This is a genomic window from Arthrobacter sp. ISL-85 (assembly GCF_018613675.1).
Classification (GTDB): domain Bacteria; phylum Actinomycetota; class Actinomycetes; order Actinomycetales; family Micrococcaceae; genus Arthrobacter.
Map to the genome: position 1 here is coordinate 344,543 of NZ_JAGGPQ010000005.1, position 24,856 is coordinate 369,398.

The window sequence follows — 24,856 nt, forward strand, 5'->3', positions numbered from 1 at the left end:
TATGACTTTTGTGATGGGCCCCGCCTTGCTCTTCTGCCCCGCCGACCGTCCGGAGCGTTACCAGAAGGCCGCTGCCCGGGCAGACGCCGTGATCCTTGACCTTGAAGACGCGGTGGCGCCGGGGGACAAACAGCGGGCCCGTGGGGCGATCCTCGCCCAGCTGGGCACCACAGGCGTGGAACCGGAGCTGGAACCCAGCTGCACCATTGTCAGGGTCAACCCCGTTGGTACCGATGACTTCGAGAAGGACCTGCACTGCCTGGCCCATACGCCCTACCGGACCGTGATGCTGGCCAAGGCTGAATCGGTCGAACAGCTCAAGGCGCTGGATGGCTACCAGGTGATCGCGCTGTGCGAAACAGCCGTAGGAGTGCTCAACGCCCCGGCCATTGCCGCTGCCCCCAACGTAGTGGGACTGATGTGGGGGGCCGAGGACCTGCTGGCCTCCTTGGGAGGGACGTCAAGCCGGAAGGACGACGGCGGCTACCGGGCAGTGGCGCTGCATGCCCGCTCATCAGTACTGCTGGCAGCGCGCGCCTACGGCAAGGAAGCGGTGGACGCCGTGTATGTCAACATCCCCGACCTCGACGGACTCGCCGTTGAAGCGGCCGACGCCGTGGCCTCCGGCTTCAGTTCCAAGGCCTGCATCCATCCCAGCCAAGCAGCCGTGGTCCGCAAGGCCTACGCACCTTCGGATGACGAGGTCGCTGCGGCCCGTGCCCTGCTCGATGCTGCAGCGTCGGCAGGGTCGGGAGTATTCAAGTACCAGGGGAAGATGATTGACGGCCCCATCCTCAAGCACGCCCAGGAGATAGTCCGCCGCGCCGCCGTGGACGCATAGTTACCGCTGCCGGCCCTTCGGCCGGCGCAGGGATGTGGCCGGGATCGGCTCGGACAGAAGCGTCCGCACCCAGCGGTTCCCTGTCTCCCGAAACTCTTTCCGGCTGGCGAAGCGGTAATGGAAACTGCGCACGCGCACCCAGCGCGGCGCGGCGCCGTCGAACGGGTCATGCCGGAGCAGCCGCAGCATCTGCCGGTCGGCCGCCAGGAGCTTGCCCAGGAACGCGTAGAACCATTCCTCGTGCACGGTCCGCAGTGGCAGGAACCACATCAGCCAGTCCAGCCGCAGGTGGTACGGGGCCCACTGCCGCGGGATCCGCCGCAGCTCGCCGGGCTTGCCCTTGAAGCCGTATTCCCGCCAGTCCGCACCGCCGTCCGGGTCCTCGTCCAGTGTGCCCTGCACCACGATCTCGATGCGCTGCTTGGTCACCGTGCCGAACGCGCCGTAGGCGTTGACCAGCTGCCACCGGTTGAAGCTGGCATTCATCAGCTGCCGGCGGGAGAACAGGTTCCGCAGCGGCCAGTAGCTGAGCACCACCAGCAGAACTGATGCCGCCAGGGTGATGGCGAGCCACCACAACGGGGTTTCCGGCCGGGCGCCCGTGGCGGCATTCCAGTCGGCAGGGATGGCAGGTATCACGGCATGCGCCACAGGATCGCTGACCGCCGCGAACGCCAGCACGATTGCCATCCAGTTCAGCCAGGCGAAGTTTCCGCTGGCCACCAGCCAAAGCTGGGTCACCACCACCACTCCCGCCGCGACGCCGGCCACGGGCTGGGGCGCGAACAGCAGGAACGGCACCACCAGCTGGGCGATGTGGTTGCCCACCACCTCGATCCGGTGCAGCGGCTTGGGCAGGAGGTGCGCCTGCCGGCTGAGCGGTCCGGGCATGGGCTGGGTCTCGTGGTGGTAATACAGCGCCGTCAGGTCCCGCCACTCGCTGCCGCCGCGGATCTTGATCATCCCCGCACCGAACTCCAGCCGGAATACCAGCCACACGATCAGGATCAGGACGGTACGGGGCGGCTCCGTCTGGTTCGAGCCGAGGAAACCAACGGTAAAGCCTGCCTCCAGGAGCAGCATCTCCCAGCCAAACCCGTAAAACGTCTGGCCCACATTCACGATGGACATGTACAGCAGCCACAGGGCCAGGAACGCAATCAGCGGAATCCAGGGCGGACCCATCTGGGGGACACCTGCCACGAGCAGCGCCGATACCGCCAAGCCGGCCGCGCAGAGCCCGCGCAGCAGCCCGTCGGAGTAGCGCCACCGGAACAGTGTGGGGCGGCGAAACCGGGTGAAGGCGGCCAGGAACTCCGGCACCGGCAGCAGGCCGCGCTCGCCGAGCAGTGCGGGAAACTGGTTCAGCGTGGACAGGAACGCAACGAAATACAGCGCCGCCACGCCCCGTTGCAGCACCTGCCGGGCGAATTCGTACTCCGGCGCATCAAGCCACGCGAGCCAGTCCACGCAGTCCACGTTACGCCCGGCCGTCCGGGGGTCAAGGCGCAGCGGGAGGTCAGCGGTGCCGGGGCCGGACGGCGGCGCGGCGGCCCCCGAAGGGTGCGGGATACTTAACCAATGCAGCCACGCAGAATCGTCCTCCTCGGATCCACCGGTTCCATCGGCACCCAGGCGATTGACGTCGTCGACGGCGCCCCGCACCTTTTTGAGGTGGTGGCACTGAGCGCCGGGGGCGGCAATTTGGAACTCCTGGCCCGGCAGGCGGTCCATACGCGCGCCGCGGCCGTGGGAATTGCCGGGGGAGACCCTGGGCGGCTGGAGTCGCTGATCCGCGAAGCCGCCGCCGCGGCAGGCCGCCCGGAGTACCGGCCGGAGATCGTGGCCGGACCCGATGCTTCCGCACGGATCGCCGCCATCGAAGCGGACGTTGTGCTCAACGGCATCACCGGGTCCATCGGCCTGGCCCCAACGCTCGCCGCACTCAAGTCCGGCGCCACCCTGGCCCTCGCCAACAAGGAGTCACTGATCGTGGGCGGGAGCCTGGTCAAGGCCGCGGCCAAGGAAGGCCAAATCGTACCGGTGGACTCGGAACACTCCGCCATTGCCCAGTGCCTGCGCTCCGGCACGGCCAGTGAAGTGGACAAGCTCATCCTCACGGCTTCAGGGGGTCCGTTCCGCGGAAGGACCCGGGAGGAACTCCACGGTGTCACCCCGCAGGAGGCCCTGGCCCATCCCACCTGGGACATGGGCATGATGGTTACCACCAACTCGGCCACCCTGGTGAACAAGGGCCTGGAGGTCATCGAGGCGCACCTGTTGTTCGATATTCCGCTGGACCGGATCGAGGTGGTGGTGCATCCCCAGTCCGTGGTCCATTCCATGGTCCAGTTCGTGGACGGCTCCACCATCGCCCAGGCCTCCCCGCCGGACATGCGCCTGCCCATCGCCCTGGGGCTTGGCTGGCCGGGCCGCGTGCCCAACGCCGCCAGCCCATGCGACTGGACCCAGGCCGCCACGTGGACCTTCGAACCGCTGGACACGGAAGCCTTCCCCGCCGTCGCGCTGGCCAAGGACGCCGCGAAACAGGGGAGCACCTTCCCCGCGGTCTTCAATGCGGCCAACGAGGAGGCGGTCACGGCGTTCCATGCCGGCCGCATCCGGTTCACCGACATTGTCGATACCGTGGACAGCGTGCTCAGCGAACACTCAGGTTCCTCCGGGCTGACGGTGGAATCCGTGCTGGATGCTGAAAGCTGGGCACGCGCCCGCGCCCACGAACGTTTAGCAGTCAGCAGTCTCTAGGAAGCAGCAGCACCTCCATGACCCCTGTCCTACTTTTCATCCTCGGCGTCGTCTTCGTCGCTCTTGGCATCGCCGTGTCCATCGCGCTCCACGAAGTGGGGCACCTGGTGCCCGCGAAGCTCTTCAAGGTCCGCGTCACCAAGTACATGATCGGGTTCGGGCCCACCCTGTGGTCACGCCGGAAGGGCGAAACCGAATACGGCGTAAAGGCCGTACCGCTGGGCGGCTACGTCTCCATGATCGGCATGTACCCGCCCAACAAGGAGGACGGCTCGGTCCGGCCTTCCAGCACCGGCATGTTCCAGACCCTGGCCACCGAGGCCCGTTCCATGGCCCACGAGGAAGTAGGGCCCGGCGACGACAACCGGGTCTTCTACCGGCTGCCGGTGTGGAAAAAGGTCATCGTGATGCTGGGCGGCCCGGCCATGAACATGATCCTTGGCGTGCTGCTCACTGCCGTGCTCCTGATGGGTTTCGGTGTTGCCACGGCCACCACCACCATTTCCGACGTGTCGAAATGCCAGGTAGCCGCGGGACGAACCGTCGATCCCAACTCCGCCGACTGCCAGCTGACGCCCGCGGCTGCGGCCGGACTGAAGCCCAACGACACCATCACCTCCTTCGACGGCAAGCCCGTGACCAGGTGGGACCAGCTGACGGAATGGATCCGCGCGTCCGCCGGCAAGGAAGTTGCCATTACGGTCCAGCGCGACGGCAGCCCGGTGTCCACCACCGTGACCCCCGTCCTGTCGGCCCGGCCAGTGATGGGAGCCGATGGTCGGCAGGCCACCGACGCCGCCGGCAACCTTCAATACCAGGACGTCGGGTTCCTTGGCATCGGCGCGCAGACGGCGCTGGTGCCCCAGCCGGCGTCGTCCGTCCTGCCCATGGCGGGGGAGAACATCCGCCAGGTGGCCGGCGTCGTCTTCAACCTCCCCGCCCGTGTGGTGGGGGTGGCAAAGGCCGCGTTCAGCGAAGAGCCACGCGACCCCAACGGCCCCATCAGCGTGGTAGGCGTCGGCAGGGTGGCCGGCGAGGTGGCAGCCATGGAGGCCGTACCGCTGCAGTCCCGGGTGGCAACCCTCGTTGGCCTGCTGGCCGGCCTGAACTTCGCACTTGCGGTCTTCAACCTGGTACCGCTCCTGCCGCTGGACGGCGGCCACGTTGCAGGTGCGCTGTATGAGGGTGCACGGAGGAGGGTGGCAAAGCTGCGCGGACGGCCGGATCCCGGGGCCTTCGACATCGCCAAACTGCTTCCCGTCACCTACGTGGTCGCGGCGCTGTTGATGGGCATGAGCGCGCTGCTGATCTACGCGGACATTGTTAAACCGGTCAACCTCTTCGGCTGATTCATCCGGGACCGGCTGAATTTGGAAAATTAGCCAAATCTGATTGATTGACCGAACTCAACTGGCTATGGTTGAGAAATGTTCGTCATGACCATTGACCAACGCGGAAGCACCGGCAACCAGGACCGCGTCCCGGCCCTGCTCGCCCAGATTGCCCACCTTGAACTTGCTGGAGCGGAACAGCCCGTCTTCGAACGTTCCGTAGGAGATGAAATCCAAGGGGTGGTGCGGGATGCTCCCGCTGTGGTGGAGATTGCCCTGCACGCGCTCCGCGGCGGACACTGGTACGTCGGGATCGGCGTCGGAAGCGTATCCCTGCCGCCACATGCCAGCCCCCGGGAGGGGACCGGAACCGCCTTCGTTGCTGCCCGTAAGGCAGTTGAGCTTGCCAAGGCCGCCGGTTCCCAAGTGCCGTTGTCGGTGGTGCCCGGCATGATGGCAGGAGAAGCAGCCAGGGGCGTCACTGCGGGGGAAGGAGTGCAGGCATGTGCCAATGCGGAGGCCGTGCTCAGGTTGCTCGGCCGGCTTGTCCAGGACCGCACCGAAGCCCAATGGCGGGTGGTGGATGCCCTGCGCCGCCAGGCTGTGCCTGGCAAAAGCCCGGGCCGGCACGGAAGCCAGAAGCATGTGGCGCTTGAACTCGGAATCTCGGAGCAGTCGGTGAGCCGTACCGTGTTTCGCTCCGGATGGCAGGAGGAATGGGCAGCCCGGCCGGCCGCGTCCATGCTTCTTGGTTTGGCCGACTCGCGGGTTGGCCAACCCCGGGAGGATGCGGCGGCTCACCAGAATGTACATGCCCAGGAGGATGTTTCGGCCCGGGAAGAGCCGGCGGACAGGATTGAGGGAGACACGTGACCGCACTTTGGGTGGCACTGGCCATGGTGGTGGCGGGCTTTGCCGGCTGGCCCGTCACGGCCCTGGTGTTCAAGCTCGCCCGGACCATCGATGACAAGGCGGATGCCGCCAAGGCGGCGGAGGAGGCCCTTAGGGCGGAAGAGGACCCATCCGCTGACATCACTGTGGACAATTCTCCTTCCGGACTTGGAGGACCGGACGGGGGTGCAGTCCCAGCCGCAGACGCGGGCAACCAAGCGGTGGACAGTGAGCTGACCGCCCGTCCCGGCCAGCGGGCGTCGAACGGGCCCGCGGCCGGACCTGCTCTTCCCAGCCAGCGCATCCTGCGCGGCGGTGCCATCATAGGCGTACTGGAGCGGCTGGGGGTGTGCCTTGCCATCCTCACCGGCCAGCCTGTGGCCATCGCCTACATCGTGGCCATCAAGGGCCTGGGCAGGTTCGCGGAGCTGAAGGAGACGCCGGTTGCCGCTGAACGCTTCATCATCGGCACCCTTACCTCAATGCTCTGGGCGGCCGGAACTGCTGCCGCGGTCAAGGTCCTCTTCCTGCACTGAGTCCTACCCACGCGCCATGCCGAAATGAGCCAGGCGATATGCCCCGGAAGCCCTGCCCCCTCGCAAGGTCCTCTTCGCGCCCGGATCCTCTCCCGGCATTGTGGATGGAGACGGTACCAACCCGGCCATGGCGATAGGGTAGCGGTATGACAGTTTTTGCCGTTGAGTACGTTTATGCCGCCAACTCCACCGAAACCCGCAATCAGGTCCGGCCCGCGCACCGGGAATGGACGGGCGGCCTGGCCCAGGACAGCGTCATCGTGGCCAGCGGGCCCTACGGCGACGGCGCGGGTGCCCTGCTGATCTTCAAGGCGGCAGACGAGGCCGCCCTCAACTCGATCCTCAAGCAGGACCCTTTTGCCGAAGCCGGCGTGATCGCCGGGACCCGCATCACTGAATGGTCTCCGGTCACCGGCATGCTGGCCGGGATTGCCGCGTAGCCACTTTTTACCCTTTCAACTCAAGGAGTCCACGTGACCTCGGTCAGCCTGGGAATGCCGTCAGCACCACCGCCCGTCCTTGCCCCCCGCCGCAAGACGCGCCAGATCAAAGTCGGCTCGGTAGGCGTAGGGTCTGATTTCCCCATCAGCGTGCAGTCCATGACCACCACGCCCACCACGGACATCAACGCCACCCTGCAGCAGATCGCCGAGCTCACGGCGTCCGGCTGCGACATAGTCCGGGTGGCTTGTCCGTCTGCCGATGACGCCGAGGCGCTGCCCATCATCGCCCGGAAATCCCAGATCCCGGTCATCGCGGACATCCACTTCCAGCCAAAATACGTCTTCGCGGCCATTGAGGCCGGCTGCGCGGCAGTGCGTGTGAACCCCGGAAACATCCGCAAGTTCGATGACCAGGTCAAGGAGATCGCCGCGGCCGCCAAGGACCACGGCACCTCCATCCGCATCGGGGTCAATGCCGGTTCCCTGGAACCAGGCATCCTCAAGAAGTACGGCAAAGCCACCCCCGAAGCGCTGGTCGAATCAGCAGTCTGGGAAGCGTCCCTTTTCGAGGAACACGGCTTCCACGACTTCAAGATCTCCGTAAAGCACAACGACCCCGTTGTCATGGTGGCCGCCTACGAAATGCTCGCAGAGAAGGGCGACTGGCCCCTTCACCTGGGCGTCACCGAGGCTGGGCCGGCCTTCCAGGGCACCATCAAGTCCGCGACGGCCTTCGGGGCGCTCCTCTCGAGGGGTATCGGCGACACGATCCGGGTGTCCCTCTCCGCACCGCCGGTGGAGGAGATCAAGGTGGGCAACCAGATCCTCCAGTCGCTGAACCTGCGGCCCCGCAAACTGGAAATCGTGTCCTGCCCTTCCTGCGGCCGTGCCCAGGTGGACGTGTACACCCTGGCGGAACAGGTCACCGCCGGACTGGAAGGGATGGAGATCCCGTTGCGTGTGGCGGTTATGGGCTGCGTTGTTAACGGCCCGGGCGAGGCCCGTGAAGCTGACCTTGGTGTTGCCTCCGGCAATGGCAAGGGCCAGATCTTTGTAAGGGGCGAGGTCATCAAGACTGTTCCCGAGAGCGCAATTGTTGAGACACTGATCGAAGAAGCTATGCGTATCGCGGAAGAGATGGGGGAGGCCGATGGCGAAGATGCTGTCAAGGGTAGCCCCGTGGTTAGCGTCTCGTAGGGACGCGCCGGACCCCGCGGGGCTTTCTGTCCGGACCCTCGAAGGCCAGGACACTCCCGCGCTGAAAACGCTGGCCCGGCAGGATCCGGTCACCAACGTGTTCATCCTGGCACACCTTCGCGCCACGGGGACGGCGGCGCCCACCAGTGGTGGCGCCGGCGTCATCGGGGTTTTCCACGACGGCATCCTTGCGGGTGCATGCTGGGCCGGGGCAAACCTGGTTCCGGTCCAGCTCGACCCCGCCCTGGCCCCCATGGTGGCGGAGGCCGCAAACAGCTCGGGGCGCCGCTACGCGTCCGCTTTCGGTCCGGCAGACGCAGTACTGGCGCTCCATGCCCAGCTCGCGGAGCTGGGCCACCGGGCCCACGAAGTCCGGGCAGACCAGCCACTGATGGTCATCGACGGACCGCCCCTGGAGCAACCCAACCCCGGACTGGCCCTGGGCAATCTCGCCGACTTCGACCGCATCCTGCCCGCCTGCGCCGCTATGTTCGAGGAAGAAGTAGGGTATTCGCCCTACCTTGGCGGCAGGGAGTTCTACAGCCGCCGCGTCGAGGGCCTCATCAGGCAGGGACATTCCATGGTCCATCTCGACGACGCGGGGGAGGTGGTGTTCAAAGCCGAGCTTGGCACGGTCACGGACGACGTTACCCAGATCCAGGGAGTCTGGATGAACCCAGCCTTCCGGGGCCAGGGGCTCAGCGCGGGTTATATGGCGGCGGTGGTGGAAAAGGCCCAGCAGATCGCGCCGGTAACCAGCCTGTACGTCAACGGATTCAACACCAGGGCCAGGTCCACCTATGAACGGGTAGGCTTCCGCCAGGTGGGCACCTTCGCTACAGTTCTCTTCTAGCCGGCTCTTGCCGGCAGCAAGCAGAATATTGGGGGACAAGTGAAGACGTTTGTGCTGGGAACTTTCGGGGCTTCGGCTTTACTGGCGATGACAGTTTCTGCCTGTGGGGGTCCGGGCTCGCCGCAGGCCGCAGACTCCACGACTCCGACAGCGGGAGCGTCCCAAACCACAGCGGAAGCCCCCACCCCGACGCCAACCCCCTCGCCGACAACCAAGGCGTATACCGCCGAACAGCTGGCTGCCATCGTGAGCCAGGTGCGGGACTCGGCCGACCGAAGGCTGTCCGTCCTGCCCAGCGGAGATATCACCACCACGCTGGAGCAGACCAAGGCCATGATCGCCTCCATCGACGTGAAGCCGGCAGAGTGCAAGGAACTCGCCGCCGCGGGCACGGTGCCATCAGTGGATGGTGCTGCGCTGGCGATGGGCGTGAGTACGGACACCGGTACCGGCGCCGTTACGGCCCTGTCCCTGGTGGCCGGCCTGGATCAAAACTTCCTGGCCAAGGTCAAGGACCAGCCGGATCAGTTGGCGAAGTGCGCCTCCATGACCATGACCGCCTCCGGCGTGGAGGTCGCGGTAACCATCAAACCCGTGGAAGGGGTGAGCGGGCTGCCCGGCGCCGTTGCCTACCGCACGGACAGTGCATTGCCCGACGGCCGTACCCAGTCCACGGTCACGGCCCAGGTGGTCCAGCAGGGTGTGGTGCTCACCTCGGTTGCGTCCGGCGGCGAAAGCGAGGCCGATGCCGTGCACCGGGCAGGGGCGCTCCTGGACTCCGCTGCTGCCTCCATAAAATAGAAGCCAGGCGGGGCGATCAGGCGAGGGGGCCGGTAAGGTATCGCTGGACGCTCGGGGCCACGAGCCGCACCACGTCCTCCGGCTCGGCGGACGCGAGCGGCTCAAGCCGGACTACGTAACGGACCATCATCAGGCCCACCACCTGGGTTGCCACCAGGCTTCCGCGCAACGCCACCTCGTCAGGGTTCCCGGGAACGGACGCCATGATCCTGCTGATCACCCTCCGTGCCACCATCTCCCGCAGGAGTGCGGTTTTGGCTTTGGACCCGATCGTGCCGCGCAGGAAGGCCAGCAGGCCCGCCTGGGCGGGGCTTTCCCACAACCGGAGCACCGTGCGCACAATCAGTTCCGCCCGCGTGGCGGGGTCCGCCTCCGCGACGCCGGCCAGCACCTGCTCCGGGTCTGCCGGCAGTTCCACGCTGAGGGCAAAGAGTTCGTCCTTGCCGGTGAAGAAATGGTGAATCATCCCGGGATCCACTCCTGCTGCCCGTGCCACTTGGCGCATGCTGGTGCCCTCAAAGCCGTGCTCTGCAAAGAGCATTCTGGCGGCGTCGAGGATATCCTCACGGGACCCTGGTGTGCCGCTTCGGCGTCCCCTGCGGGCCGTGGCCGTGTCGTCTGGCCGCGGCGAACCCCCGGGGGGATCGGGCGGCCTCACGCGGTCCGCCGCCGCAGGGTGAGTGCGGCCAGGACCAAGACGCCCAGCGAGATGGCTGCCATGACGCCCGCGTCCTGCCAAAGCCGGGCGGTGGCCTCTGCGTGGGCAGCGATCTCCTGAAGGGCATCGACGGAAAAAGTCAGGGGCAGAACGTTGGAGATTGCTTCCAGGAAGCCGTTCATCCGGTCGCGCGCAACGAAGAGGCCACACAGGAGGATCTGCGGAACAACCACTACCGGCATGAACTGCACGGCCTGGAACTCTGTCCTGGCAAAGGCCGAACAGAACAGGCCCAGCGCGACGCCCAGGATGGCGTTGATGACAGCAATCAGCACCACGTAACCCGGTGCTCCCGCAATGTCCAGGCCGAAGACCCAGTAAGCCACCGCCGTAGCCACCATCGACTGCAGGGCAGCCATCAGGGAAAAGGCCACCCCATACCCGAACAGCAGGTCTGCCTTGTGCACGGGCGTGGTGAGCAGCCGCTCCAGCGTTCCGGACGTCCGCTCCCTCAGCATGGTGATCGAGGTGACCAGGAACATCACCACGAAGGGAAAGATGGCGAGCATCATTAAGCCCACCCGGTCGAACGTCCGCGGCATGCCGGGCGGCAGGGTCTCGTTTTCGTAGAGGAAGTACACGGCCGTGAGCAGCAGAGCAGGAACCACCAGGATCAAGGCGATGCTGCGTCGATCGTGGCGCAGCTGGCTGAGCACCCGTCGTGCCGTGGCGAGCATCATCCGGACATCCATCACCGCACGCTCCTGTGCTGTCCCGTCACGCCACTGTCCCCGCTCCCGGTGACGGCCTCCTTCGGCGGGCTCCCGCCGTCGGAGGCTTCCTGCTCCCTGATGATGGACAGGAAGGCCTGCTCCAGGTTGCTGCTGTGCCCGCACTCGCTGAGTTCGGCGGGGGTGAGCTGGGCCAGGAGCCGGCCTTCCCGCAGCAGCAGCAGCGTGTCGCAGCGGCTGGCTTCCTCCATGACGTGGCTGGACACCAGGAGTGTTGTTCCTGCCTTTGCCATGGCCCGGAACCGGTCCCAGAGGTCGGCGCGCAGGACAGGATCGAGGCCTACGGTGGGCTCGTCGAGCACCAGCAGCCGGGGGTGGGCCACCAGGGCGCAGGCCAGGGACACCCGGTTAAGCTGACCGCCGGACAGATCGGCGGCCTTACGGCGGCCGACCGGTCCAAGTCCGACGGCGGCTATGGCCTCCGCCACGTCGGCCTTGCCTTTCTGGTGCATCGCCCCGAAGTAGCGCACGTTCGCTTCCACCGTGAGGTCCGGATAGACGCTGGGGGACTGGGTGACGTAACCCACCTCCCGTCGCAACGAGGGGGTCCCGGCGGGACGTCCCAGGACAGTGAGGGTTCCGGCGGAGATGCGCTGCGCACCCACGATGGTCCGCATCAGGGTGGTTTTGCCGCTTCCGGAAGGCCCCAGCAAACCCGTGATTTGGCCAGCTGGGAGGGCGAAGTCGAGCGCGTGGAGTACGGGTTGCCGGCCCAGCCTGACGGTGAGGGCGGCCGCAGCAACGGCGACGTCGCCGCCCCGGTTCACGGTCATGGGTAATACAGAATGCGACACGGCTGCCTCCGGCGCTGCACCAGGTGTGCGGCCGGGCAGGATGTCCAGCTAATTCATCACCTGATGAATTAGAAGATAGGACGGACGCCGCCGCGGGTCAACAGATTCCGAAAATAAAAACACTTGTCAAACGTGTGCGCGATCACATAAGTTCGACCTAGCTGCGCTGGAAGTGGGGTGGGCGGTCTCACCAGTCCTCATCAGTACTCAGCGATAACGGCGTTGAGCCACGCCCGGATGCGATGACCAGCCCTATTGGGGGGCCAGGGGCTTTGTATTCCCGGGCGTGGCTCTACTGTTTCCGCTGACGGTGTCCCGGGGCGCTCTCCGGCGGCTCTCCGCCACGGCCAGTCCGTGCCGCAGGTTGTGTGCCGGTAGATTAGTACCCAGACGAAATTGTCCGGCCCTGCTGACCCAGCACCTCCCCAGAAACGGATACCACCCGTGGTCCTACGACTGTCCCAGCTTTTCCTGCGCACGCTGCGCGAAGACCCCGTCGATGCCGAGGTCGCCAGCCACAAACTCCTGGTCCGCGCCGGCTACATCCGGCGCGCAGCCCCCGGCATCTACACTTGGCTGCCGCTGGGGCTGAGCGTCCTGCGCAAAGTCGAGGACATCATCCGTCAGGAAATGACTGCCATCGGCGCCCAGGAAGTCCACTTCCCGGCACTCCTTCCCCGGGAGCCGTACGAAGCGACCAACCGCTGGACCGAATACGGCGAAGGTTTGTTCCGGCTCCAGGACCGCAAGGGCGCTGATTACCTCCTGGCTCCCACGCACGAGGAGATGTTCACGCTCCTGGTCAAGGACCTGTACTCGTCCTACAAGGACTTGCCGCTGAGCCTTTACCAGATCCAGAACAAGTACCGCGACGAAGCGCGCCCCCGGGCAGGGCTCCTCCGCGGCCGCGAATTCATCATGAAGGATTCCTACTCCTTCGACGTCGACGATGCAGGCCTGGACGCCAGCTACTCAGCCCACCGTGCCGCCTACCTGAAGATCTTCGAACGCCTGGGACTGGAAGTTGTGCCGGTGGCAGCCACCGCGGGAGCGATGGGTGGGTCCAAGAGCGAGGAGTTCCTGTTCCCCACTGAGATCGGCGAGGACACCTTTGTCCGCTCCGCAGGCGGCTATGCGGCCAACGTCGAGGCCGTCACCACGGTGGTCCCTGACGAAATCGACTTCTCCAATGCCCCGGCCGCAGAAGTCCTGGACACCCCGGACACTCCCACCATCGAGACCCTCGTCGCCGCGGCGAACGTGATTGCCCCCAGGGCAGAGGCCGACGGCGGCCCTTGGACTGCCGCTGACACGCTTAAGAACGTGGTCCTCGCCGTCACACTGCCCACGGGTGAGCGGCAGTTGGTGGTCATCGGGGTTCCCGGTGACCGGGCAGTGGACCTCAAGCGCGTCGAAGCGAACATCGGCGCTTTCCTGCCCATCGCGGGTGAGATCGGACTTGAGCAGGCCGGCGAGGAAGACCTCAAGAAGCAGCCGCTGATCGTGAAGGGCTACCTGGGCCCGGGGCTTTCCCTGGACCAGGCGCTCCTCGGGGCCGAAAGCACCACCAAGCTGCTGTACCTCGTGGACCCGCGGGTGGTCAGCGGAACCGCATGGATCACCGGGGCCAACCAGGCCGGCAAGCACGTCTTCGGCCTGGTTGCCGGCCGCGACTTCAGCTGGGACGGCGCCATCGAATGCACCGAAGTCCGCGCCGGTGACCCCTCCCCGGACGGCTCCGGTCCCCTTGAGACCGCCCGCGGCATCGAGATGGGCCACATCTTCCAGCTGGGCCGTAAATACGCCGAAGCCCTTGACCTGAAGGTGCTGGACCAGTACGGCAAGCAGGTAGTTGTCACCATGGGCTCCTATGGAGTCGGAGTAACCCGGGCCGTGGCGGCGCTGGCCGAAGCCAACCACGATGACCGCGGCCTGGTCTGGCCCCGCACGGTGGCTCCCGCCGATGTGCACGTGGTGGCGGTGGGCCGCGGCGAGGAGATCTTCCAGGCAGCGGAGAAACTCGCAGCAGATCTCGAGGCGGCAGGCCTCTCGGTCATCTACGACGACCGCCCCAAGGTCTCGCCCGGTGTGAAGTTCGGCGACGCCGAACTGCTGGGTGTCCCCACCATCCTGGCAGTGGGACGCGGCCTGGTGGACGGCGTGGTGGAGATCAAGGACCGCCGCAGCGGAGAAGCCGAGAACATCGAGGTGGACAAGGCCGTCGACTACGTGGTCAACGCCGTCCGCAACCAGTGATCTCCGGCTTCGAGTCGATCCAGCTCACCACCATCATCCTGATCGTGGTGGCTGGATTCGCAGCCGGCTGGGTTGACGCGGTGGTGGGCGGCGGTGGCCTCATCCAGCTGCCCGCGCTGCTGCTGGTTCCAGGCATCGCACCCGTCCAGGCGCTGGCCACCAACAAGATGGGCTCCATCTTCGGGACCGCCACCAGCGCCGCCACCTACTACCGGAGGGTGGGGCCGGACCTCCGGACTGCGGTGCCCATGGCCGTCATAGCCCTTGCGGGCAGTTTCGGCGGGGCTAGCCTGGCGGCCACCCTGCCGGCCGGGGTCTTCAAGCCCATTATCGTGGTGGCGCTGGTCGCCGTCGCGCTTTTCACCGCCCTCAGGCCCAGCGTCGGTGAGTTGACGGCGCTGCGGCACGATGGCCACAGGCACTATGTTGTCGCCTGCCTCATCGGTGCGGTGATCGGCTTCTATGACGGGCTCATCGGTCCCGGGACAGGCTCGTTCCTGGTCATCGCCCTGGTGTCCGCCATGGGGTATGCCTTCCTGGAAGCGAGCGCCAAAGCCAAGATCGTGAACATGGCCACCAACGCGGGGGCCCTGCTGTTCTTCCTCCCGCACGGGTCCATCCTGTGGGGTATCGGACTGGTGCTCGGGGCAGCGAATATGGCCGGTGGCTACCTTGGCGCCCGGACTGCAGTGCAGCAGGGCAGCAAATTTGTCCGGGTGGTCTTCCTGATGGTTGTCGGGGCCCTGATCATCAAACTCGGCTACGACGTCTGGCAGGAAAACTTCGCCTGATCCAGCCCCGGACATTGGTCCTCGTGACGGCGGCCCGCCCGGCGTAGCATGCAGGGTATGGCACCCGGCGAGGACGAGTATGCCGCGGCACTGGCGGCTGCAGCCAGGCATTCGCAGGCCTGGCTGGCGAGCCTCCCGGAGCGCCCCGTAGGGCCCCGCCTGCATGCCTCCGAACTCGCGGAAGTGTTTGGCGGGCCGCTGCCGGAAGCAGGCATGCCGGCCGCGGATGTGATCGATTTCCTGGCCAAGCAAGCCGAGCCCGGGCTGATGGCAATGCCCTCCGGCCGTTTCTTCGGCTGGGTCATTGGCGGGACCCTGCCCGCTGCCCTGGCCTCGGACTGGTTGGTCAGCGCCTGGGACCAGAACGCCGGGCTCCGCTACGCCACCCCTGCCACCGCTGCCATCGAGGAAGCCGCCGGACAGTGGGTGCTGGAGCTGCTGGGGCTGCCGTCCGCGGCCGACGTCGGATTCGTCACCGGCGCCACCATGGCAAATTTCACGGGGATGGCCGCCGCCCGCTGGCGGTTGCTTGCCGACGCCGGCTGGGACCTGGACCGGGACAGCCTCTCCGGCGCACCCCGGATCCGCTGCTTCGTGGGACGGGAACGGCACGACACCGTGGACCTTGGCCTGCGCTACCTGGGCCTTGGCAAGCCAACGCTGGTCGACGCCGACAGCCAGGGCCGCGTGGTCCCGGCAGCCCTGGACGTGGCCCTTGCCGAAGGCACCGGGCCCGCGCTGGTGTGCCTCCAGGCGGGCAACCTGCACTCCGGCGCCTTCGACCCCTTTCCCGAGGCCATCGCCGTCGCACGCAAGCATGGCGCGTGGGTGCACATCGATGGTGCCTTCGGGCTGTGGGCCGCCGCGGCCCCCGAATTGCGGCACCTCACCCAGGGTTTTGAAGAAGCCGACTCGTGGGGCACGGACGCCCACAAGACCCTGAACGTGCCCTACGACTGCGGCATAGCGATCGTCAGGGACGCGGTGGCGCTGCGGGCCGCGATGGGCCTGCACGCCAGTTACCTGGTGCACGATGCCGAAGGCCCGGGCGACCCTTTCGAAAAGGTCCCGGAGCTGTCCCGAAGGGCACGGGGCGTGCCGGTATGGGCAGCCCTTAAAAGCCTGGGCCGCGAAGGAGTGGCTGCCCAGGTGGGCGGCCTGGCCGCTGCAGCAACGGCCATCGCGGAGGGGTTGGCAGCCCTGGACGGCGTGGAAGTACTCAACGACGTCGGCTACACCCAGGTGTGCCTGGCGTTCAGGGACGACGACACCACCCGCGCCGTCACCGCCCGCATCATCGAAGAGGGAAAGGTGTGGATGTCAGGTTCGCACTGGCGGGACCGCGACATCCTGCGGGTTTCGGTGAGCAACTGGCATACCGCGGGGGAGGATGTGGCCACGGCGGTGGACGCTGTCCGGTCAGCCCTGGCGGCAGTGAAGGACTCCTGACCGTTCCGCGGTGGGGGACCCCCTCCGGTGGCTGCCGCGGAGCCTATCCGCCCTGTCCAGGTTCCGGCAGCGAATGGGGATGCGGCAGGCCGTCCAAGGTGTTCCCGGCGAGGGTGCTGGCCACCCAGAGTGACCGGGCCAGATCGGCCCGGTGGCCCTGCCCGGCGTACCCCAGCGCATTTTCGACCTCCCTGGCGATGGCCCACTCCCGCGCCACGTCCGGATCCAGGCCGGCGGCCGTGCTGAAGTCATGACAGCGCCTGAGGAGCGCAGGACCGGGCCGGTCGGCAGGCAGGTCGGCAAGGCGGTTCCACAGCAGAGGCGCCACCGCGAACTCGGGCTCGCCGATCATTGGCTGCGGGTCGATCGCCGCATAGCCAGCCGGGAACGGCAGTGCCCCCGACGTTCCCGGCCGGGCCAGGATGTTCAGGAAATGCAGGTCCGTGTGGACCAGGAAATCACGGGCGGACCTGCGTCCCACCGCGCCGCGCGTCTGGCACACTTCAAGGGCCGCTTCCAACAGCCATCGGGGAAGCGGCCGGCCCAGCTGTTCCCAGTCTGCGGGCAGGTCGTCGCTCCATTGTTCGGCCCGGGCAGCGATGTGGGTGAATTCCTGCCACTCCGGGCGGTGGTCCGGGGCGAGCAGCAGCTGCCGCATCAAGCCGCCCCACACCTGCGCTGCATGGTCCAGCGGCAGGTCCGCCAGCGACCGCTCGGCGTCGAGGCGCTCCAGGAGCATGGCGCACGATCCGGTATCCGAGGCCAGCAGCACAACAGCGCCGCGGCCACCCCAGAGCACCAGCGCATGCCGCTCCACCTTGGCCTCATCATGGGGAAAGGCGATTTTGAGGGCTGCGGGCAGGCCATCTTCCTGCCGCACAGGAATGACGAGGCCGCCGTGGCCGCTCCAGGGGAAGCTGCCCGGAGCCAGGTCAACCTCCAAGTGCCACTGCTCCAGGCGGGACGCCAGCAGTGCCGGGAGGCTGCCCAGCCAGGCGCGGCCCGCACTGCTGCGTGTGTACCGGGCAGAGAGGTCCGGGGGGATGGGAACGTCGGGCAGCACGGAATCAGGCAGCACGGAGTCAGACAACACCGGAGGCGCCGAGCAGGTTGCCGATCACGAACGTGGCCGCGAGTGCCAGGGCCCCGCCCACCACCACGCGGACGGCTGCCCGGGTTTTCGAGCCGCCGCCAATCCAGGCGCCCAGGGCACCCGTCAAGGCCAAAGCCACCAGGACTGAAATGAAGGTCAGCGGGACCCGGATCCCGGGTGGCGGAAGCAGGATGGCCAGCATGGGCAGGATGGCCCCGATGGTGAAGGCTATTGCCGAGGCGAATGCGGCATGCCAGGGCATGACGATGTCCGCCTCGTCGATGTTGAGCTCAGCCGACAGGTGTGCTGCCAGGACATCGTGGGCCGTAAGCTCCTTGGCAACCTTGACCGCCGTTTCGGGGGTGAGGCCCTTGGCCTGGTAGATGGCGGTCAGCTCGGCCAGTTCCGCTTCCGGATCTTCGGCCAGCTCGCGGCGTTCCTTCTCGATCAGCGCCCGCTGGCTGTCGCTTTGGCTGCTGACCGAAACATATTCGCCCAACGCCATGGACACGGCACCGCCCACCACCCCGGCTACGCCTGCTGTGATGATGGGGCCCAGCTCGGCGGTGGCCCCGGCCACGCCCACCACGATCGCGGCAACCGAGACGATGCCGTCGTTGGCGCCCAGGACGCCGGCGCGAAGCCAGTTCAGCCGGTGGGCAGTGTCGTCGCCATGCGGTTCCGTTTCAAGGTGGCGGTCCAGGCCCGGGCTGGCTGCACTGGCTCCCAGGGCGTCAGCCGGTTCGTCGGCGTTCATCCCTTCAGCAAACCACCCCCGCCCGCCCAATGCCACCCTCCAGGGGCCTTCCTTCCGGGACGTTCAAGGCGGGGGAGACCCGCGGACCACGGCCGGGTCAGGGTGCAGCGGGCGACGGCGCCGGGCCGGCACCCGTGGGAAGGGCTCCAGCGGGAAGGGCAGGCAATTGGCCGGCGTCCAGGGTGAGGCCCGGAACAGGCCCGGGGTCTGCGCCCCACCGCAGGGCGCGGCCTGCCGCGGACTGAAGGGCCGCCAGGGCCCATTTCCGGTCCTGGCCCTGCGAGACCGCCACCACATCCCCGTAGGACACCAGCGTCGCGGCCTCAAGCTTGCCCAACGCCGCCGCCGGGGAAGCCAGGAAGCCCGGGTCGAGGACGTACCCCGGCTGTTGTGGCACGGACGCACCGCAGTCCAGCCGGAGGCGTTCCTCCGCGGCGGCAGCGAGTTCTTTGTGCAGGCGCAGGAATTCCGACGCCGGGCCGGCTTCAGCGGGAGCGAGGCGGGGGAGCGCTGCCTGGTAGCCGTAGACGGCCTGCTGTTCCGCGGATACCGCGGCGGCCAGCGCCTGGCGCGTGTCTGGGGGAGTGCCGGGGAGTGTGCCTTCCGGGGCGGGTGTGGGCGAAATGGGCGGGCATGGAGAAGAGGCTGCTGCGGTGCCCGGTCCCTCCGCGTCCGGTGCTGCCGTTCCCGGCGGCGCGGGCACCCCGGCGGCAGCAGCAAGGCGCCCGGCCGCGAGGAGCTGTGCCGTGCCGGTGCCTGCGAGAAGCCGCGCCATGCCGCCGTCAGCCGTTTCGGCATCCTTGAGGCGGGCTGTCCCGCTGTTGGCCAGGGCCTGGACGAACTCTGGCGCGCTTCCGGGACTGGCGCTGGAAGCCGGGGACGCAGTTGCCTGCGGCGACCCAGCCGGCGGGTTCTGAGTGGGCCCGGCCGGGGGGGAGATCAACGCCCTGGCCTGGATGGTCAGCAAGGTCACAACGGGGTCCAAGGCGGCGGAATCCGCGGCGCCGGTGGAGGCGAGCTGTAATCCGGCGGCCCGCAGATCCAGGGCCGCGCTGAGCGCTGCTGCCCGGGCCTGCTCGGAGAACGGAGGCTCGGCCGGGGCAGGTTTTTCCGCGGGAATCAGGGCGAAACCGAGGCTCAGGACCACCAGGGCAGCAAGGGCAAAGACGCAAAATCGGAGCAGGCGCATGCGGGGGTTGGTGTCCTGGCGGGGGTCTTTCACAACAGACTATGGTGTCACGCTGAGGGGGCACCCCGGTGCACCACTGGGCCGGTAAAATAGCTACGCTAGTAAACACCACATCATCTATAGGGAGGGCGGCCGGCATCGTGAGCAATGCAGAAGCCACGGCTTCACCAGACCACACCGGTACGGGAAGCGGATCCGCACCGGCCCACAACCCCGAAGCTGCCCGGCTCCGCGCCCTCCTGGAACCGGCAGTCCAGGCCAACCGCCTGTACCTCGAGGATGTGGCCATCATTCCCGGGTCCCACCGCGTGGTCCACGTAGTGGTGGACCTGCCGGAGGAGGAAACCGGCGGGGTCAGCCTGGATGTCATCGCGGACATCTCCAGGGTGCTCTCCGACGTACTGGACAACGACCCCAATGACGACGGACGTCCTTACGACCTCGAAGTGTCCTCGCCCGGCGTCGGGCGTCCCCTGACGGAACCCCGGCACTGGCACCGCGCCCGTGGCCGGATGGCCAAGGTCAATGTCATCCAGGGCGAAAACGTCACCGGCCGGATCCAGGCCGTGGACGGCGCGGGAGTCACTCTTGTCCCCGAAGTGCCGGTCAAGAAGGGCATGAAGCCCCGGCAGGGTGAACCCATAAAGCTTCCTTTCGACAGGATCCGCAACGGAAAAGTCGAGATCGAATTCAGCCACCTCCCGGAGGACGGTCTGGAACCTGAACACAATGGACCTTCCGAGGAGGCCTGATGGATATTGACATGAGCGCACTGAGACTTTTGGAGCGTGAGCGTGAAATCCCGCTGGACCTCCTGATCCCCACCATCGAGCAGGCGCTCCTGGTGGCCTACCACAAGTCTCCCGGCGCCTTCGAAAAGGCGCGCGCCGAGCTGGACCGCAAGAGCGGGCACGTCACCATCTGGGCTGTAGAAATTGACGACGACGGCGCTCCCATCGGTGAATTCGAGGACACCCCCGAGGGGTTCGGCCGCATCGCCGCCAGCACGGCGCGGCAGATCATCCTGCAGCGGCTCCGCGATGTCGAGGACGACAACGTTCTGGGCGAATTCAAGGGCCGTGAAGGCGAACTGGTATCCGGAACCATCCAGCAGGGCAACAACCCCCACATGATCCAGGTCAACCTCGGCTCGCTCGAGGCCCTCCTGCCGCCGCCCGAGCAGGTCCCCGGTGAGAAGTACATCCACGGCAACCGCTTGCGTGCCCTGGTCATCGATGTGCACCGCGGCACTAAGGGTCCGTCCGTCACGCTGTCCCGGTCGCACCCGGGCCTGGTCCGGAAGCTCTTCGAACTCGAAGTACCCGAAATCGCCGATCACTCCGTGGAAATCGTGGCGTTGGCCCGCGAGGCCGGGCACCGCACCAAGATCGCAGTGAAGGCGAACACCCCCGGAATCAACGCCAAGGGCGCCTGCATCGGTGAAATGGGTTCCCGCGTCCGTGCCGTCATGACCGAGTTGAACGACGAAAAGATCGATATCGTCGACTTCAGCGAGAACCCGGCGACCTTCATTGCCAGCGCCCTCTCGCCGTCGCGCGTGAATTCAGTCACCATCACGGACGAAGCCACGCGCTCCGCCCGGGTTGTGGTCCCCGACTACCAGCTGTCCCTGGCCATCGGCAAGGAGGGCCAGAACGCCCGCCTCGCGGCCAAGCTGACGGGGTGGCGCATCGATATCGTCTCCGACGCCGCGGGCAACCGCGACAAGTAACGTCCCCACCGGGTGGCTGTTGCCCCGCGGCAGCCACCCGGTTTCGGGCAGAACGGCCCGGAGGGGCTAGAATAGATAAGACCGCGCCTAACGGCCGGTAGCCGTGTGCCTTGGGAGTGCCCGTATCCGTGACTGCGGAGGCGGTAAAACCTGCGGCCAGCAGAAAGAACGTCAGGACGATGACCGTGGCAGAAGTGCTTTCCACCGGGAATCAGCCCCAACGTACCTGCATCGGATGCCGGAAGAAAGGCCCGCGGTCGCAGCTGCTCCGGCTCGTCGCCGAAGGCAGCGGGTCAACCGCTGTCCTGGTGGATGAACGACGCCGGATGGCTGGCCGGGGTGCATGGCTGCACCCCAGCGCATCGTGCCTGGCTCTGGCGATCAAGCGGCGAGCATTCGGACGTGCCCTTCAGGGCGCAACCGGGACCGCCGCCGTCGAACACTGGATCACGCCAGGCCCGAACGTTGACGCCGCTCCGGTGGCTGCAACACCAACCGTCCAACCTGAAAGCGGGTCAGAAATCTGATGGAAACCCGATGAGTTCCCAGCGATGAGTGCGTAACGATGACAACTTTGTTGCGCTCTGCAATGGGCCCCTTCGCATCAACAGCGGCTGGGGTCCGCAGTAAGAAGTAGACGGTTCGTGCCTGGCTCGGTGCGGACCGAGACAGGAGAAATGTGGCCAAGGTCCGCGTACATGAGCTCGCCAAAGAGCTCGGTATAACTTCCAAAGATGCAGTGACAAAACTGCAGGAACTGGGCGAATTCGTTCGCTCCGCCTCGTCAACAATCGAGGCCCCCGTTGTGCGGAAACTGCGCAACGCTTTCCCCGACGCCGCCGCCAAGTCGGCGGCCCCGGCCGCAGCGCCCGCCGCTGCCCCCAAGGCAACGGCTCCCGCAGCAGGTAGCCGTCCTTCAGCCCCCTCGCCCGGCCCGGCTGCACCCAAGGCTCCGGCCCCCAAGGCCGAAACGCCGGCTCCGGCTGCTCCCGCCGAGCCGGCCGCCAAGGCAGCTCCGGCTCCCGCCGCGCCTGCCGCCCCCGCGGCTCCGTCTTCGGGTACGCCGTCCACGGGTGCCAAGCCCGGTGCACGTCCGGCCCCCAAGGCCGAGGCACCGGCTCCCTCCGCCCGTCCCGGTGGATCCGGACAGGGCACGTCAGGTGCCCGTCCCGGCGGCCCCCGTCCGGGCAACAACCCCTTCGCCACCTCCCAGGGCATGCCCCGGGGCCGCGGCGGAGACGGTGAGCGCGCCCCCCGTCCGGGCAACAACCCGTTCGCCACCTCGCAGGGCATGCCCCGTCCCGGCGGCAGCCGCACTGACGGCGACCGTCCCGGTGGCCCGCGCCCCGCAGCGGGTGCAGGCGGACCGCGTCCCGGTGGGCCGCGTCCCGCAGCCGGTGCCGGTGGCCCCCGCCCCGCAGCAGGCGCAGGCGGACCCCGTCCGGGTGCACCGCGTCCCGGCGGTCCCCGTCCCACTCCCGGCATGATGCCCAACCGCACTGAACGTCCCGCCCCCGCAGGTGCAGGCCGTCCCGGCGGCGGCGGCCGCGGTCCCGGACGCCCCGGTGGCGCTCCCGGCACCGGCGGTCCCGGTGCCGGCGGTGGTGCTCCCGCCGGCGGTGGCTTCGGCAAGGGCGGCCGCGGCCGCGGCGGCACCCAGGGTGCTTTCGGCAAGGGCGGCGCAGGCCGTGGCAAGCAGCGCAAGTCCAAGCGCGCAAAGCGCCAGGAACTTGAGCAGATGAGTGCTCCGTCGCTGGGTGGCGTGAGCGTACCCCGCGGCGACGGCAACACCGTCATCCGGCTTCGCCGTGGCTCGTCCATCACGGACTTCGCCGACAAGATCGAGGCAAACCCCGCCGCACTGGTGACCGTGCTGTTCCACCTTGGTGAAATGGCCACGGCAACCCAGTCGCTGGACGAAGAAACCTTCGCCCTGCTGGGTGAAGAGCTGGGCTACAAGCTCCAGGTCGTCTCGCCGGAGGATGAGGAGCGCGAGCTGCTCTCCGGCTTCGACATCGACTTCGAAGCCGAGCTGGAAGCCGAAGGCGACGAAGACCTCGAGGCACGTCCTCCGGTAGTCACCGTCATGGGCCACGTTGACCACGGTAAAACCCGCCTGCTCGATGCAATCCGCAAGTCCGACGTCATGGCCGGCGAACACGGTGGCATCACCCAGCACATCGGTGCCTACCAGGTCACGCACAACCATGATGGCAATGACCGCAAGATCACCTTCATCGATACCCCGGGCCACGAGGCGTTCACCGCCATGCGTGCCCGTGGTGCCAAGGTCACCGACATCGCCATCCTGGTGGTCGCAGCGGACGACGGCGTCATGCCGCAGACCGTTGAGGCCCTCAACCACGCCCAGGCGGCCAACGTGCCGATCGTCGTGGCCGTGAACAAGATCGACAAGGAAGGCGCCAACCCGGACAAGGTCCGCGGCCAGCTGACCGAGTACGGCCTGGTTCCCGAGGAATACGGTGGCGACACCATGTTCGTGGAGGTCTCTGCACGCCAGAACCTCAACATCGACGAGCTGCTCGAGGCCGTCCTGCTCACCGCGGACGCTGCCCTGGACATGCGCGCCAACCCGAACAAGGACGCCCGCGGCATCGCGATCGAAGCCAACCTGGACAAGGGCCGCGGTGCCGTTGCCACCGTTCTGGTGCAGTCCGGTACCCTGCGCGTCGGCGACACCATCGTGGCAGGCACGGCCCATGGCCGCGTCCGTGCGATGTTCGACGACGACGGCAGCGCCCTGACCGAGGCCGGCCCGTCCCGCCCCGTCCAGGTGCTGGGTCTGTCCAACGTGCCGCGCGCCGGCGACACCTTCTTCGTGACCGCTGACGAGCGCACCGCCCGCCAGATCGCCGAGAAGCGTGAAGCAGCCGACCGTAACGCCGCCCTGGCCAAGCGCCGCAAGCGCATCAGCCTGGAAGACTTCGACCAGGCCGTCGCCGAAGGCAAGATCGACACCCTCAACCTCATCCTTAAGGGTGACGTGTCCGGTGCCGTGGAAGCCCTCGAAGACGCGCTGCTCAAGATCGACGTCGGCGAAGGCGTGCAGCTGCGCGTCATCCACCGCGGTGTCGGTGCCATCACGCAGAACGACGTCAACCTGGCAACGGTGGACTCCGCCGTCATCATTGGCTTCAACGTCAAGCCCGCCGAGCGGGTTGCCGAACTGGCAGACCGCGAAGGCGTGGACATGCGCTTCTACTCCGTCATCTACGCGGCAATTGATGACATCGAGATGGCACTCAAGGGCATGCTCAAGCCGGAATACGAAGAAGTCCAGCTCGGTACCGCCGAGGTTCGCGAAGTCTTCCGCTCCTCCAAGTTCGGAAACATCGCCGGCTCGATCGTCCGCTCGGGCATCATCCGCCGCAACGCCAAGGCGCGCATCAGCCGCGACGGCAAGATCATCGGTGACAACCTCACCGTTGAGACGCTCAAGCGCTTCAAGGACGACGCCACCGAGGTCCGCACGGACTTCGAATGTGGTATCGGTCTTGGGTCGTACAACGACATCACCGAAGGTGACATCATCGAGACCTTCGAGATGCGCGAGAAGCCGCGCGTCTAGTCTGTCCCGAACCAGTGGCGGGGAGCCTCCGAGTTTTGGGGGCGCCCCGCCCCTACGCTGGGCGGCAAAGGATCTTGCGATCCTTTGCCGCCCAGCTC

At 67.1% G+C, this 24,856-nt stretch carries 23 protein-coding genes; 16 read left to right on the forward strand and 7 right to left on the reverse strand.

Translation table 11 applies throughout. From position 1 onward, the window contains the following. Position 1 precedes the first annotated feature (1 nt). Positions 2 to 841 (forward strand): CoA ester lyase, encoded by an 840-nt coding sequence (locus tag J7I84_RS04400; protein ID WP_214941062.1) that lies wholly within the window; start codon positions 2 to 4, stop codon positions 839 to 841. Here J7I84_RS04400 and J7I84_RS04405 read toward each other — a convergent pair whose 3' ends face one another. After that, positions 842 to 2,311: a lipase maturation factor family protein gene (locus J7I84_RS04405; protein ID WP_214941065.1), complete on the reverse strand. Its 1,470-nt coding sequence runs from the start codon at positions 2,309 to 2,311 to the stop codon at positions 842 to 844. It abuts the gene before it with no gap. 111 nt (positions 2,312 to 2,422) lie between these two features. On the opposite strand from J7I84_RS04405, the gene dxr reads away from it, so the two are divergent. From dxr to J7I84_RS04445, 8 genes are all read left to right on the forward strand, one after another. Beyond that, positions 2,423 to 3,607 carry a 1-deoxy-D-xylulose-5-phosphate reductoisomerase gene (gene dxr / locus J7I84_RS04410; protein WP_214941068.1) on the forward strand — a complete coding sequence of 395 codons (1,185 nt, stop codon included), beginning with the start codon at positions 2,423 to 2,425 and terminating at the stop codon, positions 3,605 to 3,607. 17 nt (positions 3,608 to 3,624) lie between these two features. Beyond that, positions 3,625 to 4,956: an RIP metalloprotease gene (locus tag J7I84_RS04415; protein ID WP_214941070.1), complete on the forward strand. Its 1,332-nt coding sequence runs from the start codon at positions 3,625 to 3,627 to the stop codon at positions 4,954 to 4,956. Between the two features lie 78 nt (positions 4,957 to 5,034). After that, the gene (locus tag J7I84_RS04420) at positions 5,035 to 5,811 is read left to right on the forward strand and encodes a MarR family transcriptional regulator (protein ID WP_251046027.1); all 777 of its coding nucleotides are present in this window, start codon (positions 5,035 to 5,037) and stop codon (positions 5,809 to 5,811) included. Beyond that, positions 5,808 to 6,365 carry a hypothetical protein gene (locus tag J7I84_RS04425; protein ID WP_214941073.1) on the forward strand — a complete coding sequence of 186 codons (558 nt, stop codon included), beginning with the start codon at positions 5,808 to 5,810 and terminating at the stop codon, positions 6,363 to 6,365. The genes J7I84_RS04420 and J7I84_RS04425 overlap by 4 nt, the downstream gene beginning before the upstream one ends. A gap of 146 nt (positions 6,366 to 6,511) precedes the next feature. Continuing rightward, a complete protein-coding gene (locus tag J7I84_RS04430) occupies positions 6,512 to 6,805 on the forward strand; it encodes a YciI family protein (protein ID WP_214941075.1) in 294 nt (97 codons plus the stop codon). Positions 6,806 to 6,838: 33 nt separating this feature from the next. Next, positions 6,839 to 8,005, forward strand: coding sequence for a flavodoxin-dependent (E)-4-hydroxy-3-methylbut-2-enyl-diphosphate synthase (gene ispG, locus J7I84_RS04435; protein ID WP_214941078.1), 1,167 nt, complete (start codon positions 6,839 to 6,841; stop codon positions 8,003 to 8,005). Beyond that, entirely contained in the window at positions 7,968 to 8,858 is an 891-nt protein-coding gene (locus tag J7I84_RS04440) for a DUF4081 domain-containing GNAT family N-acetyltransferase (protein ID WP_214941381.1), read from the forward strand. Before ispG ends, J7I84_RS04440 begins: the two co-directional genes overlap by 38 nt. Positions 8,859 to 8,945: 87 nt before the next feature. After that, complete coding sequence (locus J7I84_RS04445) at positions 8,946 to 9,659, forward strand: hypothetical protein (RefSeq protein ID WP_251046028.1); 714 nt, start codon at positions 8,946 to 8,948, stop codon at positions 9,657 to 9,659. A gap of 16 nt (positions 9,660 to 9,675) precedes the next feature. On the opposite strand, the gene J7I84_RS04450 is transcribed toward J7I84_RS04445, so the two are convergent. The 3 genes from J7I84_RS04450 to J7I84_RS04460 are packed head-to-tail and all read right to left on the reverse strand — an operon-like array spanning position 9,676 to position 11,881. Beyond that, positions 9,676 to 10,317, reverse strand: a complete 642-nt coding sequence (locus J7I84_RS04450) for a TetR family transcriptional regulator (RefSeq protein ID WP_214941083.1) — start codon at positions 10,315 to 10,317, stop codon at positions 9,676 to 9,678. Beyond that, a complete protein-coding gene (locus tag J7I84_RS04455; RefSeq protein ID WP_396020032.1) occupies positions 10,314 to 11,069 on the reverse strand; it encodes an ABC transporter permease in 756 nt (251 codons plus the stop codon). Before J7I84_RS04455 ends, J7I84_RS04450 begins: the two co-directional genes overlap by 4 nt. Beyond that, positions 11,069 to 11,881 carry an ABC transporter ATP-binding protein gene (locus J7I84_RS04460; RefSeq protein ID WP_214941086.1) on the reverse strand — a complete coding sequence of 271 codons (813 nt, stop codon included), beginning with the start codon at positions 11,879 to 11,881 and terminating at the stop codon, positions 11,069 to 11,071. The genes J7I84_RS04455 and J7I84_RS04460 overlap by 1 nt, the downstream gene beginning before the upstream one ends. A 465-nt stretch (positions 11,882 to 12,346) precedes the next feature. Here J7I84_RS04460 and J7I84_RS04465 point away from each other — a divergent pair, with 465 nt between their 5' ends. The 3 genes from J7I84_RS04465 to J7I84_RS04475 are packed head-to-tail and all read left to right on the forward strand — an operon-like array spanning position 12,347 to position 16,398. Then, on the forward strand, positions 12,347 to 14,158 hold the full coding sequence (locus tag J7I84_RS04465; RefSeq protein WP_214941090.1) for a proline--tRNA ligase: 1,812 nt from the start codon (positions 12,347 to 12,349) through the stop codon (positions 14,156 to 14,158). Next, positions 14,155 to 14,949, forward strand: coding sequence for a TSUP family transporter (locus tag J7I84_RS04470; RefSeq protein WP_214941092.1), 795 nt, complete (start codon positions 14,155 to 14,157; stop codon positions 14,947 to 14,949). The genes J7I84_RS04465 and J7I84_RS04470 overlap by 4 nt, the downstream gene beginning before the upstream one ends. A 57-nt stretch (positions 14,950 to 15,006) precedes the next feature. Further along, entirely contained in the window at positions 15,007 to 16,398 is a 1,392-nt protein-coding gene (locus J7I84_RS04475; RefSeq protein ID WP_214941095.1) for a pyridoxal-dependent decarboxylase, read from the forward strand. A gap of 43 nt (positions 16,399 to 16,441) precedes the next feature. Here the strand turns inward: J7I84_RS04475 and J7I84_RS04480 are convergent, their stop codons facing one another. The 3 genes from J7I84_RS04480 to J7I84_RS04490 form a co-directional block, all read right to left on the reverse strand. Then, a complete protein-coding gene (locus J7I84_RS04480) occupies positions 16,442 to 17,476 on the reverse strand; it encodes an aminoglycoside phosphotransferase family protein (protein WP_311381060.1) in 1,035 nt (344 codons plus the stop codon). Positions 17,477 to 17,480: 4 nt separating this feature from the next. Further along, positions 17,481 to 18,248 (reverse strand): VIT family protein, encoded by a 768-nt coding sequence (locus J7I84_RS04485; protein ID WP_214941098.1) that lies wholly within the window; start codon positions 18,246 to 18,248, stop codon positions 17,481 to 17,483. A 97-nt stretch (positions 18,249 to 18,345) separates the two neighbouring features. Beyond that, the gene (locus J7I84_RS04490) at positions 18,346 to 19,470 is read right to left on the reverse strand and encodes a ferritin-like domain-containing protein (RefSeq protein WP_311381061.1); all 1,125 of its coding nucleotides are present in this window, start codon (positions 19,468 to 19,470) and stop codon (positions 18,346 to 18,348) included. 107 nt (positions 19,471 to 19,577) lie between these two features. Between J7I84_RS04490 and rimP the strand changes: the two genes are divergently transcribed. The 4 genes from rimP (at position 19,578) to infB (ending at position 24,758) form a co-directional block, all read left to right on the forward strand. Further along, positions 19,578 to 20,189 (forward strand): ribosome maturation factor RimP, encoded by a 612-nt coding sequence (gene rimP, locus J7I84_RS04495; RefSeq protein ID WP_214941101.1) that lies wholly within the window; start codon positions 19,578 to 19,580, stop codon positions 20,187 to 20,189. Beyond that, entirely contained in the window at positions 20,189 to 21,169 is a 981-nt protein-coding gene (nusA, locus tag J7I84_RS04500) for a transcription termination factor NusA (protein WP_214941104.1), read from the forward strand. The genes rimP and nusA overlap by 1 nt, the downstream gene beginning before the upstream one ends. 179 nt (positions 21,170 to 21,348) lie before the next feature. Further along, complete coding sequence (locus J7I84_RS04505) at positions 21,349 to 21,696, forward strand: YlxR family protein (protein ID WP_214941107.1); 348 nt, start codon at positions 21,349 to 21,351, stop codon at positions 21,694 to 21,696. 152 nt (positions 21,697 to 21,848) lie between these two features. Then, positions 21,849 to 24,758 (forward strand): translation initiation factor IF-2, encoded by a 2,910-nt coding sequence (gene infB / locus J7I84_RS04510; protein WP_214941110.1) that lies wholly within the window; start codon positions 21,849 to 21,851, stop codon positions 24,756 to 24,758. The last annotated feature ends 98 nt before the right edge of the window (positions 24,759 to 24,856 follow it).